Below are 19,145 nucleotides of genomic sequence, written 5' to 3'. Positions count from 1 at the left end.
TTTTAATCTTTTAGCGAAACTAAGCTAATAGCCTTTCAACGTAAAACACCTTATAAACACCTGTTTTTAAACGAATTAAAACAATAAAAACTATCAGTGATTAAAAATCTGTAAATGCTTGAATACTAATAAAAAAATATTAGAGATACATTTTGCATTCAAATGGTAAGTAATTTGTATTTTTAGGCATAAGTCCCTAAATACAAATAGAATATAGTTTTAAAACCACAAAATACTTTTCTTAAAAATATAATGCCCAAATATAGCTAGATCTATTATACATTTTAAAGAAAATTATTAAACCAATCGTTTTTTAAATGAGTAAGAAATTAGTATTAATATTAATCATTTTTGCACATACTAAAAGCTTTAGTCAAGAGATTACTCTTTTTAACCAATTCAATGGTCACTACGATTACTTAGCTATTGGAAACACCTTAAATTTAGCCGAGAATAATTTAAATTCCGTCATTTGTGAAACCTTACCCTCATCACAAGCAACATTAAATGTAAATGCATCTTCTACCATTATAGCTGCCTATCTTTATTGGGCTGGTTCAGGAACAGGGGATTTAGATGTAACATTAAATAGCACCAATATTATTGCTGAAGATGTATATACTGTTAACTACAACTCCGCTTTTCATGGTTTATTAACTTATTTTTCTTGCTATGCAGATGTTACAGAACAGGTTATAACAGAAGGGAACACGGTCTATGAGCTTTCCAATTTAGATATTTCCGAAACACTAATCAATATGCCAGGTTATTGTTCTGGTAGCACTAATTTTGCCGGTTGGAGCCTCTACGTTATTTTTGAAAATGAGGCCCTACCTTTAAATCAAGTCAATTTATTTCAAGGTTTGGAAATCATCAATCAAAACGTACAAGAAAAAACGATTCTCCTTAACAACCTAAACGTCTTAGATAATAATAATGCTAAAATTGGTTTTCTAGCATGGGAAGGTGATAATGCATTAAATTTTGGGGAAAGCATATCCATAAATGGAAATATTATTTCTAATCCCCCATTAAACTTAGCCAATAATGCCTTTAATGGCACTAATAGTTTTACAAACGCAACCAATTTTTATAATTGTGACTTAGACGTATATAGTATTGAAAACAATATAGATATTGGAGACACTCAAGTCGAAATAAAACTAACAACGGGAGGTATAGATCCAAGTACCAATACATTTAGGGCAGATCTTATTATAATTAATAATATTATAACAGTACTAAATAGCCAATTACCAGATGCAACTATAGCCCTAGATGCGTACTTTCTTAACTGTGGAAACCGAACAATAATTCTTGAATATACCGTTTCTAATAATAATAGTACAGCTCCATTACCTTCAAATACAATTATTTCTTTTTATGCCGAAGGACAACTAGTAGGTAGTGCAGAAACACTAGATATTATTGATATAAACAGTTCTGAATCTGGTTCAATAACATTAGAGATCCCTAATGAAATCCCTAATAACTTCCTACTTACAATAATTGTAGACGATGATGGCAATGGCAATGGAAATGTTATAGAAATTATTGAAACAAATAATACAACATCAGAAACAATTATGCTTATTCCGCTTCCTGAAATACAAGCTTTATCACCTTTATATACTTGCGATGTTGGATTTAATACAGCTGTTTTTAATTTAACTTATGTGCTAAGCGAAATCAACACTGATGATTATCTTGATTTATCCTTTTACAGTGAAATTGAAGATTTACAATTAGATAACAATGAAATTTTAATTCTAGAGCATTATCAATCCTCAACAACTCCCCAAACTATTTTTATAAAAGCAGAAAACGACATTTGCTTTGACATCTTTAGTTTTCAACTCTTTACCCAAAATTGCCCGCCTCATATTCCTGAAGGGTTTTCTCCTAATAATGATGCTTTTAATGATTACTTTAATATTCAAGGCTTATATGATATTTTTGAAAACCATCAACTATTAATATATAACCGCTATGGGACACTTATTTTTGAAGGTAATAATGAGTTAAAATGGTACGGAAAAGCAAATAGAGGGGCCAATAAAGGCAATATAGTCCCAACAGGCACCTATTATTATGTACTTTACTTAAACGACCCAAATTTCAAAACTCAAACAGGCTGGGTTTATCTTAATAAATAAAAAAACATTCTTAGCAAGAATAACAAAAATGTACAATTTAATATATAATGTATTTGGCATCATAGTTCTAGGGTTTCACTTTAACATTTTTTGTACTATTATATAGTAACGCCTTATCTATATTTGTATTCAAATTGAGATTAATGAAGGCTTCCCTTTTTTTTTTATTGTTCTTGTGTTTTCTATCTACTACTGCTCAGAATATTTCTGTAGATAGTCAAAGCTACACCCCACAACAACTTGTTGAAGATATTTTAATAGACAGCAATTGTATTTCTAACGTTCTAGTAACCAATGTCGTTGGCGGGGATTTTAATAGTACAGATCAGAGTTATGGTTTTTTTGATGCCTCTGGTACTTCTTTTCCTTTTCAGAGCGGCATTATATTAAGTACAGGAAAATTAGAAAATGCTGAAGGCCCTAATACTTCTTTAAGTGATGACGACGCCACAAACTGGGTTGGAGATACCGATCTGGAAAATGCGCTTCAGGAAAGCAATACCACTAATGCAACTATTTTAGAATTTGACTTTACATCCATTGCTAATCAAATTAGTTTCAGGTACATTTTTGCCTCTGAAGAATACCAAGAAAACAACCCTAACACTTGTCAGTTTTCCGATTTATTTGGTTTTTTAATTCGCCCTGCTTCTAGCCAAAACTATGAGAACATAGCATTAGTTCCAGGCACACAAACCCCTGTAAAAGTAACGACTGTTCACCCCGAAATACCTAATGGTTGCGCAGCAGAAAACGAAATCTATTTCGAAAGTTTTAATGGTAATGTATCACCCATAAATTTTAATGGGCAAACCAAAATATTAACGGCCATTGCAGATATTATACCCAATGAAACATATCACGTAAAACTGGTTATTGCCGATGAACAAAATTTCCGCTATGACTCTGCTGTATTCTTAGAAGCAGGAAGCTTTGAACTAAATACAGATTTAGGCCCTGATAGACTATTAGCCAACCAAAACCCTGTTTGCGAAAATGATATAATTAGTCTAGATGCTTCTCAACCCAACGTTACTAGCTATAAATGGTTTAGAGATAACATAGAGCTAATCACCGAAACCAATCCTACACTATTGGTGTCTCAAGCAGGAATTTATACTGTAGAAGCAACGCTAAACAATAGTTGTATTTCTTATGGGAAAATTGTTATTGAATATGCTCAAAACCCTATCGTTTTTAATACAACACTAACTACCTGCGACATTGATTTAGATGGGTTTACAACTTATAATCTTTTAAATTCAACTCAAGACATTACCAATAATAACAGCAACTTAAGCATCTCAAATTTTTACACAACTCTTGCAGATGCACAAATGGATAATAATGCAATTATACAACCTAGTGCGTATAATAATACAAGTCCGCTTCAAGTTGTATATGCTAGAGTAACGAGTCTAACAACTAGTTGTAGTGCTATTGCTGAAATAACTTTAGATATTTCAACCAATACCCTTACGCTTCATGATATAAATACATGTGATGATGCCGTAATTGATGGTTTAACGACTTTTAACTTAAATAATATTAGCGCTCAAATACTCCCATTGGTTCCTAATAATGCTACCATTACATTTTTTACCACACTTAATGATGCCTTTTCAGATCATAATCCCATTAATGGAGACTACACTAATACAACAGCTTATTCTGAAACTATATTTGTAAAGATTACCACAAACACAAACCAATGCTATGCCATTACCACATTAACACTAAATGTACTCCCTACTCCTGAATTACTAGCAGACAGCTCTATTTTATACTGTACAAATTACTTTCCTGAAACAAAAACACTAAATGCAGGAGTTACAAATAACACAACACTAAACTACACATACGAATGGCTATTTAATGGCATGAGTACAACTATTAACACCGCTGTTATTGACGCTAATCAAGTGGGTGTATATACTGCTATAGTAACACATCCTAATGGCTGCTCCAACACAAGAAATATCACACTTATTGCATCTAGCCCACCAATAATTGAAGGTATAGAATATACAGAACTCACATCGAATAATACCGCCACAGTCACTGTCTCTGGAGAGGGTGCCTACGCGTTTGCTCTAGACAATGAATATGGCACTTATCAAGATGCTAATACGTTCAATAATTTAAAACCAGGCTTACATACAATCTATGTAAGAGACAAAAACGGGTGTGGTATGGCTTCCATTCCTTTTTCAATTTTAGGTTTTCCTCAGTATTTTACCCCGAACGGAGATACATTTCATGATTTATGGAAACCTTATGGTGCAGATCAACAATTCAATTCTAATTTAAAAATTCAAATTTTTAATCGCTATGGAAAGCTTATTAGTGCTATTACACCTTATATTGGATGGGATGGAACATTAAATGGCCTGCCATTACCAAGTGACGACTATTGGTTTCTTATGCGCCACCCTAATGGGAAAGAATACCGAGGGCATTTTGCTCTCATTAGGTAAAGCCTTAAATTTACAGTATGCGTTTTAAAATTGAATCGGAATTTAGTCCTACAGGAGATCAACCCACTGCAATTAAGCAATTAGTAGCGGGTATAGACTCTAAAGAAAAATACCAAACACTATTAGGTGTTACAGGCTCTGGAAAAACATTTACAGTAGCCAACGTCATAGAAACAGTGCAACGTCCAACTCTCGTTTTAGCTCACAATAAAACCTTAGCTGCACAATTATATTCTGAGTTCAAACAGTTTTTCCCTAACAATGCAGTGGAATATTTTGTCTCCTATTATGATTATTATCAGCCAGAAGCTTATATTCCAACCTCTGGAGTTTATATAGAAAAAGACTTATCTATAAATGAAGAGATAGAAAAGATGCGTTTAAGTACAACGTCTTCCCTACTCTCTGGACGTAGAGACGTTATCGTTATTGCCTCGGTGTCTTGTTTATATGGTATTGGAAATCCTGTAGAATTTCAAAAAAATGTTATTACATTAGAAAAAGATCAAGAAATTTCTAGAACAGCATTATTACACAGTCTTGTACAAAGTTTATATTCTAGAACTGAAGCAGATTTTAAACATGGAAATTTTAGAATAAAAGGTGATACTGTTGATATTTTTCCTAGTTATGCAGATGATGCCTTTAGGATTCATTTTTTTGGAGACGAAATAGAAGACATAGAAGCCTTTAATATTCAAACCAATGCTATTGTTGAAAAATACGATAGACTAACCATATATCCTGCAAATATGTTTGTAACATCGCCTGATGTATTACAAAATGCGATTAAAAACATTCAGGAAGACTTAGTAAAGCAATATGATTATTTTAAAGAAACGGGGAAACACCTAGAAGCGAAACGCCTGAAAGAACGAACCGAATTTGATTTAGAAATGATTCGTGAATTAGGATATTGTTCCGGTATCGAAAATTATTCGCGTTATTTAGACGGAAGACTACCAGGAACCAGACCCTTTTGCTTATTAGACTATTTTCCTGATGATTTTTTGATGGTTGTAGATGAAAGTCATGTTACCGTTTCTCAAGTACATGCAATGTACGGCGGCGATAGAAGTCGAAAAGAAAACCTAGTAGAATATGGTTTTAGATTGCCTGCAGCTATGGACAACCGGCCTTTAAAATTTGAAGAATTTGAGCTTTTACAAAATCAAGTCATTTATGTAAGTGCAACTCCGGCCGACTATGAGCTTCAAAAAACAGATGGCGTTTATGTTGAACAAGTCATTAGACCTACTGGTTTATTGGATCCTATTATTGAAGTACGCCCTAGCCTTAATCAAATTGATGACCTGATTGAAGAAATTCAACAACGTGTTGAAAAAGACGAACGCACCTTGGTTACAACTTTAACCAAACGTATGGCTGAAGAGTTAACAAAATACTTAACTCGTATAAATATGCGCGTACGTTACATTCATAGCGATGTAGATACTTTAGAACGTGTTGAAATTATGCAAGATTTACGTAAAGGGCTTTTTGATATTTTAGTAGGTGTTAATCTACTTCGTGAAGGCTTGGACCTCCCAGAAGTATCTCTTGTTGCTATTTTAGATGCCGATAAGGAGGGCTTTTTACGATCTGCCCGCTCTTTAACACAAACGGTTGGTAGAGCTGCCAGACACCTAAATGGTAAAGCGATTATGTATGCAGACAAGATTACAAAAAGCATGCAGAAAACGATTGACGAAACAGAATACAGACGCGAAAAACAAATAGCATACAATACAAAGCACAACCTCGTTCCAAAGGCATTAAACAAAAGTCTAGACAATTCTCTTACAAAAAACTCTGTAAGTACTTATAGCTATGAATTAGAAGCTGCAAAAGCAGCAGAACCAGAAAGTGAATACCTCAACAAATCGGAATTAGAAAAGAAAATACGAGAAAAACGTAAATTAATGGAAGCCGCAGCAAAAGCCTTAGATTTTATCATAGCAGCTCAATTTCGTGATGAAATTAAAGCGTATCAAGAAAAATTAGAAGCCTTAAAAACTTAATCCTACGACATACTGCAACTTTTAATGACACTACAGACTTAATTATATTGTACCTTAAAAATTTCAATAAGAAGGTCTGGAGGAACAATATTATCAGGAAACTCTTCCATTAAGTATAATACTTGCGTTATGGATTCTTGGCTCAAGCCCTTTCTTAAACCAAAATTATAAAGTTTAATAATTTCTTGTTGCGTTCTCCTATTTCCTATGTTCATTAACAACACCAACCGATGAAATTGTACAATACGTTCACTATGCGAATTGTGGTGGATACAATTAATAGGATGTGCTATTAGGTCATTAAAGTCGTCTATCGAAACACTCAACTGCTCAGCAATACTACGAAGAAAGTTGTATTCAAGTGGTTTTATAGCATCTTCACATTTCGCAAAGGCTATCATTTCAGACAATAAGCTTAATTTTTCAACTCGATTCATAACAGTTTACATCTCATAACAAGCATATTATAAATTTACAAACATTCGTTATTTTATAATCGTATAAAGCACGTATCTTATCGAAAAATGAGTAGATTTACATTATGTTTCATTATAATAACGCTCTAGATTGAGCTAGCAAACGGACTTAAAATTAACAATCGTATTTTACAAATGACAAACAACGACATATTTAAAAAACTAAGAGTAGCACATCAATTGCGTGATGATGATATTATTAAAATTCTATCACTTGTAGATTTTAGAATTTCAAAAAGTGAGTTAGGTGCATTATTTCGACGAGAAGATCATCCCAAATATATGGAATGTGGAGATCAAATTCTTCGTAATTTCCTAAATGGATTGGTTATTCATCTACGTGGTCCTATGCCTCCTAAACAGAAAAATAAACAACAAAAAAAGAGCAACGATTAACGTTGCTCTTTTTTTATAATATAAGACGCTTTACTTTTGAAATGATATCATCTCTCTGAATTAAGCCAATACTGCTTGTACTTTATCTGCTGCTTCTTGGAATTCTGTAGCACTCATAACATCTAAACCAGAACCATCAATTAGTTCCTTTGCTATGTCTGCATTAGTACCTTGTAAACGTACAATAATAGGAACATTAATTGCATCTCCCATATTTTTATATGCATCTACAACACCTTGTGCCACACGGTCACAACGTACAATCCCTCCAAAAATATTTATTAAAATAGCTTTTACAGCTGGATCTTTTAATATAATTCTAAATGCGGCTTCTACACGTGCTGCATCTGCTGTACCACCTACATCTAAAAAGTTTGCGGGCTCACCACCTGCTTGCTTTATTAAATCCATAGTAGCCATCGCTAAACCAGCTCCATTAACCATACAACCTACATTACCATCTAAATCAACATAGTTTAAGCCTAATGCGCCTGCTTCTACTTCTATAGGACTTTCTTCACGTAAATCACGTAATTCAGCTAAATCCTTATGTCTGTACAATGCATTATCGTCTATGGTCACTTTGGCATCTACAGCCATGATTTTATGGTCACTCGTTTTTAAAACTGGATTGATTTCAAATAAAGAAGAATCCGATTTCACATAAGCAGTATACAAAGACGTCACGAATTTCGTCATCTCCTTAAACGCTAAACCAGACAACCCTAAATTAAAAGCTACTTTTCTAGCTTGAAAAGGTAAGATTCCAGTAGCAGGGTCTATTTCTTCAGTAAAAATTAAATGCGGTGTCTCTTCTGCTACAGTTTCAATATCCATGCCCCCTTCGGTAGAATACATAATCATATTACGTCCTGTCCCACGGTTTAATAAAACAGACATATAAAACTCACTAGTTTCAGTCTCTCCTGGGTAATAAACATCTTCTGCGACCAATACTTGGTGTACACGTTTACCTTCGGCAGAGGTTTGTGGTGTTACCAAATCCATTCCTATGATTTGGTCTGCTATGGTTTTTACTTCGTCCAAGTTCTTTGCAAGTTTAACACCGCCTCCTTTTCCACGACCACCAGCGTGAACTTGTGCTTTAATTACGTGCCAACCTGTACCTGTATCTTCAGTTAGTTTCTTAGCTGCAGCAACTGCTTCGTCTGCATTTTGAGCAACAATTCCACGTTGAATACGTACGCCAAAGCTGCTTAATAATTCTTTTCCTTGATATTCGTGTAAATTCATCTTTTTTGAAAGTAAAATTTTAGAGTCACAAAAGTAAATAATCACAAGAACTTACCCTAATATTTAATTATGAAAAAAAACATTCTGCAAAGCATCATTGTTAAATAATTAACAATATGTTTAAATCATGTAATATTATAATCTATTACTTTTTATCTTCTTTGAAAGAAATATCTTTGATAAAATTTCTGTTATGCAAAACGATCAATTATTAAAAATAGTCGAAGACTTTGGGAGTCCTATTTACGTATACAATTCTGAAACGATTACAAAGCAATACAAACGTTTAACAGCTGCTTTTAATAACGTCAAACATTTAAAGGTAAATTATGCCGTAAAAGCGCTCTCTAATATTTCTATATTAAAGTTAATGCATACTCTTGGTGCTAGTTTGGACACCGTTTCTATTCAAGAAGTACAATTAGGCTTAACTGCTGGATTTCCTGCAGAAAAAATAATTTTCACACCTAATGGTGTTTCCTTAGAAGAAATTGAAACCGTAGCAAAGCTTGGAGCACAAATAAATATTGATAATTTATCTATACTAGAACAATTTGGCACGCGGCATCCTAACGTTCCTGTTTGTATTCGTATAAATCCTCATGTTATGGCTGGAGGAAACACTAATATTTCTGTAGGCCATATTGATAGTAAGTTTGGAATTTCAATACACCAAATCCCACACATACTCCGTATCGTTAAAAACACAGGTATGATTATCAATGGAATTCATATGCATACAGGAAGTGACATTCTAGATATTGATGTGTTTTTATATGCCAGCGAAATTCTTTTTGATACGGCTTTAAATTTTACGAACTTGGATTTTATAGATTTTGGTTCTGGATTTAAAGTTCCTTACAAAACGGGAGATATAGAAACTAATATTGAAGAACTGGGAGAGAAATTAACAACACGATTCAATTCTTTTTGTTTAGATTATGGTAAAGAACTAACTCTAGCATTTGAACCTGGGAAATTTCTAGTGAGTGAGGCGGGTCAATTTTTAGCAAAAGTAAATGTTATAAAACAAACAACTTCGACTGTTTTTGCTCAAATAGATTCTGGTTTTAATCACTTAATACGCCCGATGCTTTATGGCGCTCAACACCAAATAAAAAACATATCTAATATTAACGGACGCGAGCGTTTTTATTCGGTTGTAGGCTATATCTGTGAAACCGATACATTCGCCAATAATAGGCGTATTTCAGAAATAAAAGAAGGTGATATTATTACGTTTAAAAATGCTGGTGCTTATTGCTATTCTATGGCCAGCAACTATAATTCTCGTTATCGCCCTGCCGAAATATTATGGCATAATGGCAAAGCGCATTTAATTAGAAAAAGAGAAACTTTTGATGATCTCTTAAAAAATCAAATTGAAGTGGTTTTAGAATCCAAAAAAATAAAAGTGAATACCTAATTACTAAAAAAGGACTTCTTAATTAAGAAGTCCTTTGTCTACATATGCTTTAAAATTCGTTATTTTAAAGCCTGATAAAAGGTTAATCCGTTATTATAAAGATCAAAACATCTTTTACTGGTAGAATGGGATCTATTCGATATAAACATCCTTTTTCCATATTCTAAACTTTAGTTTTATAAACTCATTTACTGCTTTACCGTACCTAAAAAATGGTTCACTTTAGGGTTTATTGGATTGCCTGTTATACGTCTAAAAGAAGCTATTTGTCCAGAATGCCAAATAGCATCTGCTATTGGACCATTTATATTGTTCCAAAAAGGAATCTCTTTAGTTCCAAAAATAATTTTAAATTGAGTCAAGTCTTCACTCGCTCTTAAAATATCCGCTGCTTGTTTAAGGTTAAGTAGTGTTTGCTTACGCAAATCTTGGAAAGAGAACTCTGACAACTCCGTTTTTACATTTGCCTGCTTTAATGTCGAATTTAAAACAATTAAAGATAGCTCATAAATGTGTTTTACTGTTTCTCTTGTAGACCTTACACTATCATTAGGTTTGTAATTTAAATCTACTTCTGTTAATCCTTGCGTTGCCCAATAGAAACGAAACCCTAAACCATCTACCTGTCTTGCCGCTACTGTTCCTACTGTATACGTATCTGAATATTCAGGAATTTGAAAATACGGTAATTCATTTTCCTGTGCTTGTATCATAGTATATGTTGCTAATAAAAAGGTGAAGCTAAATATGTAATGTCTCATAATGTTATTGTATTTAATTCTATTCGTTTAATGATTGCATATAGCCTGATCTTTTAAACTTATAGTAATATTATAAATTGCAAACTTATCTTTTTTCACACTTATTAACGAGAGTTAGTACTATTATACCATCTAATATTTTTATTATTTATGAGTGTGCTTAGTATTCGATTAAAAAAGATGTAATCTACAATCCCTATGGCAAACAAATAAGAGCTTGACTTATTTTTTTTATAATTATCTAAAATCTCTTTCAAATTAAAACAACACTTGCCAACAGTTTGTCCGAACATACCTTCATTAATTGACCAAAATAAAAATCTATAGCAAAGGTAAAAACGCTATATCGTTTTTTACTATTTATGATTTATCCATTAGCTCGCCTTACAAACGAAACCGCATTTTAGTGCTTTTCATTTTATACAAATTGCCTGATTCCTTTTTAAAAAAAAGCACTGTACTGCAGCACTCTAAAATCAAAGGTATTAAAATTGGAATGTTTAGCTTTAAGTTGTTGGTATAATGGCATACTTCCAATAGCCCTATTTGCTGCTCCAGAAGCCGATGTCAATGAAATGGTTTTTATTATTCTCTCATTTACATCATTTGTTTTTGGTATTTTAAATTGATGTACTCTTGGAATATCATTAGAAACCAACTCCAATTTTAAATGGTAATCTTTTAAATGTTTTCTAAAAAAATACTCTGGTCCATTCTTACTATTTCCGCCAGTAAATAATAACGTATCAATATTAGGGTATTCTTTTAAATAGCCTATAACATCTCGCAACTTAATGTTTTGCATTCCTAAATCTGATGCATCCACTTTTTCACGCTCGCAACTTCCTACAATGTCACATACTCCTATCTTTCTTTCTACTAAAAAAGCTTTTCGCTGCTCTATAGCTTCAAGAGAATTATCGTACCGTAAATTCAAATGGTGTATTTTATCTATAAACAACCATAGACTATTATAATAACTACCATAACAAAAATCAACATCTTTGTCTAATAAATTTCCTGTAGAAAACCTTGGAGGAGGCAAAGTACCAACGATTAGTTTTTTTGCATCTTTCTTTATAAATGGTTTATAGGGGTGCTTATGTAAAAACATCAATTTTATACGTAGAGATTAAATTATTAACGTGTAAAAACCAATTCTTTTGCTGTTGAAAGTTGATCACTAAACCCATAACGCTCATAATTAAACCCTTTAACATCGTCTATAGTTTTAGCGTTGGTATCTATTACATAACGAGACATTAAACCTCTTGCTCGTTTTGCAAAAACAGCAATGTTCTTATACGCTCCATTTTTAAATTCTTTAAAACTGGCGCTTATAACTGGTACTTTTAAACTGTTCACATCTATTGCTTTGAAATATTCTACGCTTGCCAAGTTTAAAAACAACTCATCATCTTCCAGCTCTTCATTTAGTGCTTTAGTGATGTCCTGCTTCCAAAATTCATAAAGGTTTTTATTTTTACCTACAGGAAACTTAGTTCCCATTTCTAATCGGTAGGCCTGTATTAGATCCATAGGTTTTAATATTCCATACAGACCAGACAAGATGCGCACTGTATTTTGTAGTGTTTCTAATCTTTCGGAGGAAATGGTATACGCATCTACCCCTCTATAGACATCGCCGTTGAAGGCATAAATGGCTGGTCTTGCATTTTCTGTATTAAAAGGTAAATGCCAATCTTGATTTCGCTCATAATTTAATTGTCCTAAAGCATCACTTATGCGCATCAATTTAGATAAACTCTTAGCCGATTTCTTTTTTAAAAGTGTATTTAATCGCTCGGATTGTTTTAAGAATTGAGATTCGGTTGCTTTTACTGTTGGTAATTTACGATCAAAGTCTAGTGATTTTGCTGGAGATATTACTAATTTCATTCAAGTTGTATTTGCTTTTCACCTAATAGTTACCTTAAAAAGTATCATAGGTAAACATCTTATCATTAATGTTTACTAAATTACAATTTTTTAAGACTCGATTATTCATGTTTACATTAAAAAGAAAATCTTTTACGCTTTTATAAACCAGAATATAGAGCAAAAAAAAAGTCTATCAATTAATTGATAGACTTTAATATTATATAGTATTAAGCTTATATTCCAGCAACGTACTTTGTTAATCCTGATTTTAGGTTTGCTGCTTTATTAGCATGTATCACGTTTTTCTTCGCTAATTTATCCAACATAGAAACAACATTTGGCAATAAAGCTTCTGCTTCTTTTTTATCAGTTAGCTCACGTAATCTCTTAATAGCGTTACGCGTTGTCTTGTGCTGATACTTATTTCTTAAACGCTTAGCTTCGTTACTTCTAATTCTTTTTAACGCTGACTTATGATTTGCCATTTGTTTTATTCTTTCTTTATTAAAAAATTGTAGCCCGTAGGGGAATCGAACCCCTCTTACCAGGATGAAAACCTGGCGTCCTAGCCGATAGACGAACGGGCCATTTGCTTTTGAGTTTGCAAATATATATTTTATTTTTAATCTAGCAATAAACTAAAAAGAAAATTTATAATTCTTTTCAAAAAATAAAAGACAGTATTATATAAACAAAAAAAGTCTATCAATTAATTGATAGACTTTAATATGGTATAGTATTAAGCTTATATCCCAGCAACGTGCTTTGTTAAACCTGATTTTAGGTTTGCCGCTTTGTTAGCATGTATTACGTTTTTCTTCGCTAATTTATCTAACATAGACACTACTGATGGCAATAAAGCTTCTGCTTCTTTTTTATCAGTTAGCTCACGCAATCTCTTAATAGCGTTACGCGTTGTCTTGTGCTGATACTTATTTCTTAAACGCTTAGCTTCGTTACTTCTAATTCTTTTTAACGCTGACTTATGATTTGCCATTTGTTTTATTCTTTCTTTATTAAAAAATTGTAGCCCGTAGGGGAATCGAACCCCTCTTACCAGGATGAAAACCTGGCGTCCTAGCCGATAGACGAACGGGCCATTTATTTTTGAGTTTGCAAATATAAATATTATTTCAAATCTAGCAAAAGATTTTTAAACTTTTTTTTAACTCACAATACTTTTCAAATAACTTACAACGTCTTCGTTGCGGGTGCAAAAATACAACTATTTTTGACTGTTGCAAGAACTTAATAAAAAAAAACAAAAAAAATTAATACGCTTTAGCAAATAAGACTCTACGTTTAGAAACTTCCCCTGAATAAACACAAACACCATCCTCTTGTTTCCCTTCTAATGGAATACAACGAATTGTTGCTTTAGTAATCTCCTTTATCTTATCTTCTGTTTCTATTGTACCATCCCAATGCGCAGATATAAAGCCTCCTTTTTCTTCTAAAACCGCTTTAAATTCATCAAAATTTTCTACTTCTGTAATATGTGTATTTCTATAATTTAGAGCTTTATTGAATAAAGCCTCCTGAATCTCGGTCATTAATCCCTCAACTTTATCTGTTAAATGATCTAACGCTATCGTTTCTTTTGTTAAGGTATCCCGTCGTGCAAGTTCTACAGTTCCTTTTTCTAAATCTTTAGGCCCTATAGCTATTCTTAAAGGCACACCTTGCAACTCGTGTTGTGCGAATTTTGCCCCTGGACGATGTGTTGTTCTACTATCGAACTTAACAGTAATCTGTTTACCTCTTAAGCTACTCATAATATCGTTAGCAACTGTTGTAATCGCCTCTAACTGTTCTTCTGACTTGTAAATAGGCACAATTACGACCTGATTAGGTGCTAAATTCGGAGGTAACACCAAACCATGATCATCACTATGTGTCATGATAAGCGCTCCCATTAAACGTGTAGAAACGCCCCAAGAAGTTGCCCATACATGTTCCTGCTTTCCTTCTTTAGTTGCAAACTTCACATCAAATGCCTTTGCAAAATTTTGACCTAAAAAATGAGAAGTACCTGCTTGTAATGCTTTTCCATCTTGCATTAACGCTTCAATACAATATGTTTCTTCTGCTCCTGCAAAACGTTCACTCTCGGTCTTTACCCCTTGTATTACAGGTATAGCCATAAAATCTTCAACAAAATTAGCATAAACTGTATTCATTTGCTCTGCTTCTAACACGGCTTCCTTTTTAGTTTCATGCGCTGTATGTCCTTCTTGCCATAAAAATTCTGCTGTACGTAAAAATAATCTTGTACGCATTTCCCATCGCACAACATTTGCCCATTGATTAATCAATAAAGGCAAGTCTCTATAAGATTGAATCCATCCTTTATAAGTACTCCAAATAATGGCTTCACTTGTTGGCCTTACAACAAGTTCTTCTTCTAATTTAGCTTCAGGATCCACTCTAAGCTTCCCTTCTTTATCTGGATCATTTTGTAATCTATAATGCGTAACAACCGCACACTCTTTTGCAAAGCCTTCTGCGTTTTTTTCTTCTGCTTCAAAAAGGCTTTTTGGAACAAAAAGAGGAAAATAGGCATTTTGATGCCCTGTTTCCTTAAACATGCGATCTAATTCCCCTTGCATTTTCTCCCAAATTGCGTAACCATAAGGTTTTATAACCATACAACCTCTAACTGCTGAATTCTCAGCTAAATCAGCTTTTACAACGAGTTCGTTATACCATTTTGAGTAATCCTCTGCTCTACTCGTAAGTTTTTTGCTCATACATAATGTTTTGGCACAAATATTGTGACTATGTTAAAAAAATAAATAGTTCGACAAAACTAACTATTTTTGTTATGTTCAACAATTAAAATAAAGAGATATGCGATTAATTAACTACTTCCGAACTAAAGTATCAGCAATCGCTGTTATTGGATTAACTTTAACAATCTCATCATGTAGCTCTTATCAATATGTTGGACAAGACAATGACGGTATTTATGACTCTTCGAAACGTACCGTTGAAAAAACAGAAGTTGTTAACAACAAATCCACTTCTTCTAATGAATATTACCAAAATTACTTCAAAGAAAAATCAAATGAACTAGAGCTAGAAGCTCAAGAATCTGAAATTTTCACAGACATAGATTCGTATGAAGGCGATTATGAAGAAAAAGAAGTTGTTGAGATAAATAGTGGTTATGCTGGATGGGGACAAGAAAGCGATAATGTAACCATTAATGTACATTATCCCAACAACTATGGTTATTACAGCTATTGGAATGCGCCCTATTACGGTTGGAGCATAGGATACGCTTATAACTCCTTTTGGTGTCCGCCTTATTATGGGTATTATGGCGGATATTATGGCTACTACCCTAGTTATAGATATCCTTATAACAATTATGTATATCATAATAGAGGTTATAATTATTATTCTCCTAGAGCAGTCACCTACAACTCTGCTAGAAGAGGGACATTAAGCAGTAGACAATCTGTATTGAATAGAAGATCTGCAATTAATACTAGAACAAGATACAATACTGCCATTAGGACTAGAACAAGAACAACTTCCCCATCTACAAGAGCAAAAAGGGTAAAGAGTTCTACTGTTACAAATCCAAGAACAAGACCGAATAGACCAAACACCTCTACACCAAGGGTAAAACGTAATACATCTAGAGCAAAAACTAATTATTCCCCACAAAGAACGAGAACGCGAGCCACATCTACTCCTCGATCTAACAGGTCTTTTAGCACTCCAAGAAGCTCAAGCCCTTCTAGATCTTATTCAAGAGGCGGTTCTTCTCGAAGAAGATAAATTACAATAATTTATAGAAATTAAAATTAAAAAGCAATATGAAAAAGTTAGTATTACTATTCATAGGTATGCTATTTACACCTATAATCACTGCTCAAGACATTAATGATGCATTACGTTTTGATAATGGAGAAATACAAGGAACAGCTCGTTTTAGAGCTTTAAGTGGTGCTTTTGGCGCCCTTGGAGGAGACTTAAGTGCCGTAAGTTTAAACCCTGCTGGTTCTGCTGTATTTAGTAATAGCCATGCTTCTATTTCTTTTTCTAACAATAGTAATGACAATGAAACCTCTTTCTTAGGAGAAAAAAACACTAATTCTAATTCAGATATATCCTTTCATCAAGCTGGCGGTGTTTTTGTTTTTAAAAATTATGATAAAAATTCAAATTGGAATAAAATAGCATTCAGCATAGCTTATGATAACACAAAAAATTACGAAGACAATTGGCTTGCTTCTGGAACAAACACAAACTCTATAGATCGTTATTTTTTAAACAACGCACAAGGCTTAAGATTAGATGAAATATCAGCGTTACCTGGAGAAACAACTTCAGAAGCTTATGCAGAAATTGGCAGAGCTTATGGCTACACTAATCAACAAGCCTATCTCGGGTATGATTCTTTCATATTAGAACCAGACACTTATGAGGATGATAACACAATATACACCTCTAATATAGCGCCTGGAACTTTTAACCAAGAGTATAATTATTCTGCGACAGGCTATAACGGCAAAGTATCTTTCAATCTTGGAGCGCAATACGGAGATAATTTATATCTAGGTGCAAACTTAAATTCTCACTTCTTAAATTATGAACGTTCGACTTTCTTATACGAGGATAATAACAATACGGGCTCTATAGTTAATCAAGTCGGTTTTGAAAATAATATTATAACTAACGGAAATGGATTTTCGTTTCAACTAGGTAGTATTTTCAAAATTTCTAATCAGCTAAGAATAGGATTAATATACGACTCCCCAACGTGGTTGACAATTGAGGAAGAGACAACACAATATATTGAAACCGTTAGAAACGAAGGTACTGGTGATTTATTGCAAATTGTAAACCCTCTTATCATAAATATTTTTCCTGAATATAAATTACAAACTCCAGGAAAAATTACGGCCAGTGTAGCTTATGTTTTTGGAGAGAAAGGCCTAATTAGTTTTGATTATGCTGTAAAAGACTATAGCAAAACAAGATTCAAACCAACATCTGATGCTTATTTTGCGAGTCAAAACACTATTATAAGTAATACTTTAACAACTGCTGCTACATATAGAATTGGAGGTGAATATAAAATCAAAAAAATAAGTCTTAGAGGTGGCTATCGCCTCCAAGAAAGCCCCTATAAAGATGAAACAACAATCGAAGACTTAACAGGTTACTCTTTAGGTTTAGGTTATAACTTCGGAAACATTAAATTAGACTTAACTTTCGATCATTCCGAACAAACTTCGGATTATCAATTGTACAAAACAGGCTTAACAGATATAACCACTATTGACAATAGTAACTCTAATATAACTTTATCTCTAGGATTCCGGTTATAATAAGAAAAAACAGAGAATAGAAAGGATATAATTCAATTTATTCCCTTTTTACTTTTGTCTTTGTTTTAACAGTTAAAACTCCCTATATATAAAATAATAGTAGACTTAAAAAAGTGCTTTTAACCCAATTGACTACAAACTAAAACACAATAATTTTATTCTACAGAAGCTTAGATTACTTCAATGCTTTAAAATCACAGCTCAAAGCATGTTTCCTCTTTCTATTTGCCCTTTACCATGCGTTTTAAGACCTGACCTTTCACTTCTAATCACCAATTACAAACACATATTCTTGAGTATAAACACCTGTTTAAATCTTTAATTTTATAATCTGAAATAATGAAAACCTTCATAATTAAACCTCACTAAACAACTTTTCACTCCCCCCTTATTTAAAGACGAAACATATTTACATAAAAAAACCAGAACATTAAATGTTCTGGTTTTTTCATGTAAACTTTTTAGTTTTTACAATGCCATCGTTATCGTTTTAAAGCAAAATGTGCTTTAAACATTTTCTTATCATTGGTACTAGGTTCTCTGTAATCTATAGAGAACCAATACGTACTATTAGGCATTGGGCTACCATTATAGGTACCATCCCATCCATCGCCTGTAGGACTAAGCTGTTTTAAGAGCTTCCCATAACGATCAAAGATATAAATCACGGCATCGGCTTGATTGGCTAGTCCATAAATATTCCATGTATCATGGAACCCATCGCCATTTGGTGTGAAATAATGTGGATAATCCATCACTGAAACCGTCACGGTAGTTTCCCCACAGCCATTAATATCTCTAACGCTTACTCTGTGTTCTCCAGCCCCTACATTATTAAAAGTAAAGCTATCGCTATCTGCTGCTGCTGTCTCCCATGTGCCGCCGTCTAAGCTAAACTCATAAACGGATATAGAATTCGCTGCTGAAGAACTCGCGGTTACGACTATATTGT

General features: G+C 33.2%; 16 protein-coding genes and 2 tRNA genes. 7 read left to right on the top strand and 11 right to left on the bottom strand.

The genetic code is table 11. From position 1 onward, the window contains the following. The first annotated feature begins 317 nt into the window (after window positions 1–317). The 3 genes from AC2D8I_RS09455 to uvrB all read left to right on the top strand — a co-directional run bounded on the left by AC2D8I_RS09455 (window position 318) and on the right by uvrB (window position 6,654). Window positions 318–2,156, top strand: coding sequence for a T9SS type B sorting domain-containing protein (locus tag AC2D8I_RS09455; protein WP_484705756.1), 1,839 nt, complete (start codon window positions 318–320; stop codon window positions 2,154–2,156). Window positions 2,157–2,299: 143 nt separating this feature from the next. Next, complete coding sequence (locus AC2D8I_RS09450; protein ID WP_484705755.1) at window positions 2,300–4,633, top strand: T9SS type B sorting domain-containing protein; 2,334 nt, start codon at window positions 2,300–2,302, stop codon at window positions 4,631–4,633. A 17-nt stretch (window positions 4,634–4,650) separates the two neighbouring features. Next, complete coding sequence (gene uvrB / locus AC2D8I_RS09445) at window positions 4,651–6,654, top strand: excinuclease ABC subunit UvrB (protein WP_484705754.1); 2,004 nt, start codon at window positions 4,651–4,653, stop codon at window positions 6,652–6,654. 38 nt (window positions 6,655–6,692) lie between these two features. On the opposite strand, the gene AC2D8I_RS09440 is transcribed toward uvrB, so the two are convergent. Continuing rightward, complete coding sequence (locus AC2D8I_RS09440) at window positions 6,693–7,091, bottom strand: TerB family tellurite resistance protein (protein WP_484705753.1); 399 nt, start codon at window positions 7,089–7,091, stop codon at window positions 6,693–6,695. 174 nt (window positions 7,092–7,265) lie between these two features. Here AC2D8I_RS09440 and AC2D8I_RS09435 point away from each other — a divergent pair, with 174 nt between their 5' ends. Further along, a complete protein-coding gene (locus tag AC2D8I_RS09435) occupies window positions 7,266–7,526 on the top strand; it encodes a DUF1456 family protein (RefSeq protein ID WP_484705752.1) in 261 nt (86 codons plus the stop codon). A 60-nt stretch (window positions 7,527–7,586) separates the two neighbouring features. Here the strand turns inward: AC2D8I_RS09435 and sucC are convergent, their stop codons facing one another. Next, on the bottom strand, window positions 7,587–8,780 hold the full coding sequence (gene sucC, locus AC2D8I_RS09430; RefSeq protein WP_484705751.1) for an ADP-forming succinate--CoA ligase subunit beta: 1,194 nt from the start codon (window positions 8,778–8,780) through the stop codon (window positions 7,587–7,589). A 193-nt stretch (window positions 8,781–8,973) separates the two neighbouring features. On the opposite strand from sucC, the gene lysA reads away from it, so the two are divergent. Continuing rightward, window positions 8,974–10,206: a diaminopimelate decarboxylase gene (gene lysA / locus AC2D8I_RS09425; protein ID WP_484705750.1), complete on the top strand. Its 1,233-nt coding sequence runs from the start codon at window positions 8,974–8,976 to the stop codon at window positions 10,204–10,206. 188 nt (window positions 10,207–10,394) lie between these two features. On the opposite strand, the gene AC2D8I_RS09420 is transcribed toward lysA, so the two are convergent. The 8 genes from AC2D8I_RS09420 to proS form a co-directional block, all read right to left on the bottom strand. Beyond that, complete coding sequence (locus AC2D8I_RS09420; RefSeq protein WP_484705749.1) at window positions 10,395–10,967, bottom strand: hypothetical protein; 573 nt, start codon at window positions 10,965–10,967, stop codon at window positions 10,395–10,397. A 442-nt stretch (window positions 10,968–11,409) separates the two neighbouring features. Then, window positions 11,410–12,081: a uracil-DNA glycosylase family protein gene (locus tag AC2D8I_RS09415; RefSeq protein ID WP_484705748.1), complete on the bottom strand. Its 672-nt coding sequence runs from the start codon at window positions 12,079–12,081 to the stop codon at window positions 11,410–11,412. A 26-nt stretch (window positions 12,082–12,107) separates the two neighbouring features. Beyond that, window positions 12,108–12,866, bottom strand: coding sequence for a peroxide stress protein YaaA (yaaA, locus tag AC2D8I_RS09410; protein ID WP_484705747.1), 759 nt, complete (start codon window positions 12,864–12,866; stop codon window positions 12,108–12,110). Window positions 12,867–13,081: 215 nt separating this feature from the next. Next, complete coding sequence (gene rpsT / locus AC2D8I_RS09405) at window positions 13,082–13,333, bottom strand: 30S ribosomal protein S20 (protein ID WP_484705746.1); 252 nt, start codon at window positions 13,331–13,333, stop codon at window positions 13,082–13,084. Between the two features lie 30 nt (window positions 13,334–13,363). Then, window positions 13,364–13,435: transfer RNA gene (locus AC2D8I_RS09400), tRNA-Glu, on the bottom strand. Between the two features lie 158 nt (window positions 13,436–13,593). Further along, the gene (gene rpsT, locus AC2D8I_RS09395; protein ID WP_484705745.1) at window positions 13,594–13,845 is read right to left on the bottom strand and encodes a 30S ribosomal protein S20; all 252 of its coding nucleotides are present in this window, start codon (window positions 13,843–13,845) and stop codon (window positions 13,594–13,596) included. 30 nt (window positions 13,846–13,875) lie between these two features. Further along, window positions 13,876–13,947: transfer RNA gene (locus AC2D8I_RS09390), tRNA-Glu, on the bottom strand. A 172-nt stretch (window positions 13,948–14,119) separates the two neighbouring features. Beyond that, window positions 14,120–15,598 (bottom strand): proline--tRNA ligase, encoded by a 1,479-nt coding sequence (proS, locus tag AC2D8I_RS09385; RefSeq protein WP_484705744.1) that lies wholly within the window; start codon window positions 15,596–15,598, stop codon window positions 14,120–14,122. 100 nt (window positions 15,599–15,698) lie between these two features. Here proS and AC2D8I_RS09380 point away from each other — a divergent pair, with 100 nt between their 5' ends. Both AC2D8I_RS09380 and AC2D8I_RS09375 read left to right on the top strand, forming a co-directional pair. Continuing rightward, window positions 15,699–16,637 carry a hypothetical protein gene (locus AC2D8I_RS09380; RefSeq protein ID WP_484705743.1) on the top strand — a complete coding sequence of 313 codons (939 nt, stop codon included), beginning with the start codon at window positions 15,699–15,701 and terminating at the stop codon, window positions 16,635–16,637. A 38-nt stretch (window positions 16,638–16,675) separates the two neighbouring features. After that, window positions 16,676–18,193, top strand: a complete 1,518-nt coding sequence (locus AC2D8I_RS09375; RefSeq protein WP_484705742.1) for an OmpP1/FadL family transporter — start codon at window positions 16,676–16,678, stop codon at window positions 18,191–18,193. A 482-nt stretch (window positions 18,194–18,675) separates the two neighbouring features. On the opposite strand, the gene AC2D8I_RS09370 is transcribed toward AC2D8I_RS09375, so the two are convergent. Continuing rightward, on the bottom strand, window positions 18,676–19,145 hold a 470-nt coding region (locus AC2D8I_RS09370), incomplete at its 5' end, for a T9SS type B sorting domain-containing protein (protein WP_484705741.1).

The sequence above is a fragment of the Lacinutrix sp. YIN62 genome (assembly GCF_057219185.1).
This window is presented reverse-complemented; position numbering and strand designations above follow the sequence as displayed.

Coding starts and splice junctions, on each gene's coding strand:
- AC2D8I_RS09415 (WP_484705748.1), bottom strand. CDS start 12,081: ATGTTTTTACATAAGCACCCCTATAAACCATTTATAAAGAAAGATGCA.
- AC2D8I_RS09435 (WP_484705752.1), top strand. CDS start 7,266: ATGACAAACAACGACATATTTAAAAAACTAAGAGTAGCACATCAATTG.
- AC2D8I_RS09380 (WP_484705743.1), top strand. CDS start 15,699: ATGCGATTAATTAACTACTTCCGAACTAAAGTATCAGCAATCGCTGTT.
- AC2D8I_RS09450 (WP_484705755.1), top strand. CDS start 2,300: ATGAAGGCTTCCCTTTTTTTTTTATTGTTCTTGTGTTTTCTATCTACT.
- uvrB (WP_484705754.1), top strand. CDS start 4,651: ATGCGTTTTAAAATTGAATCGGAATTTAGTCCTACAGGAGATCAACCC.
- AC2D8I_RS09440 (WP_484705753.1), bottom strand. CDS start 7,091: ATGAATCGAGTTGAAAAATTAAGCTTATTGTCTGAAATGATAGCCTTT.
- sucC (WP_484705751.1), bottom strand. CDS start 8,780: ATGAATTTACACGAATATCAAGGAAAAGAATTATTAAGCAGCTTTGGC.
- rpsT (WP_484705745.1), bottom strand. CDS start 13,845: ATGGCAAATCATAAGTCAGCGTTAAAAAGAATTAGAAGTAACGAAGCT.
- lysA (WP_484705750.1), top strand. CDS start 8,974: ATGCAAAACGATCAATTATTAAAAATAGTCGAAGACTTTGGGAGTCCT.
- AC2D8I_RS09455 (WP_484705756.1), top strand. CDS start 318: ATGAGTAAGAAATTAGTATTAATATTAATCATTTTTGCACATACTAAA.
- proS (WP_484705744.1), bottom strand. CDS start 15,598: ATGAGCAAAAAACTTACGAGTAGAGCAGAGGATTACTCAAAATGGTAT.
- AC2D8I_RS09375 (WP_484705742.1), top strand. CDS start 16,676: ATGAAAAAGTTAGTATTACTATTCATAGGTATGCTATTTACACCTATA.
- yaaA (WP_484705747.1), bottom strand. CDS start 12,866: ATGAAATTAGTAATATCTCCAGCAAAATCACTAGACTTTGATCGTAAA.
- AC2D8I_RS09420 (WP_484705749.1), bottom strand. CDS start 10,967: ATGAGACATTACATATTTAGCTTCACCTTTTTATTAGCAACATATACT.
- rpsT (WP_484705746.1), bottom strand. CDS start 13,333: ATGGCAAATCATAAGTCAGCGTTAAAAAGAATTAGAAGTAACGAAGCT.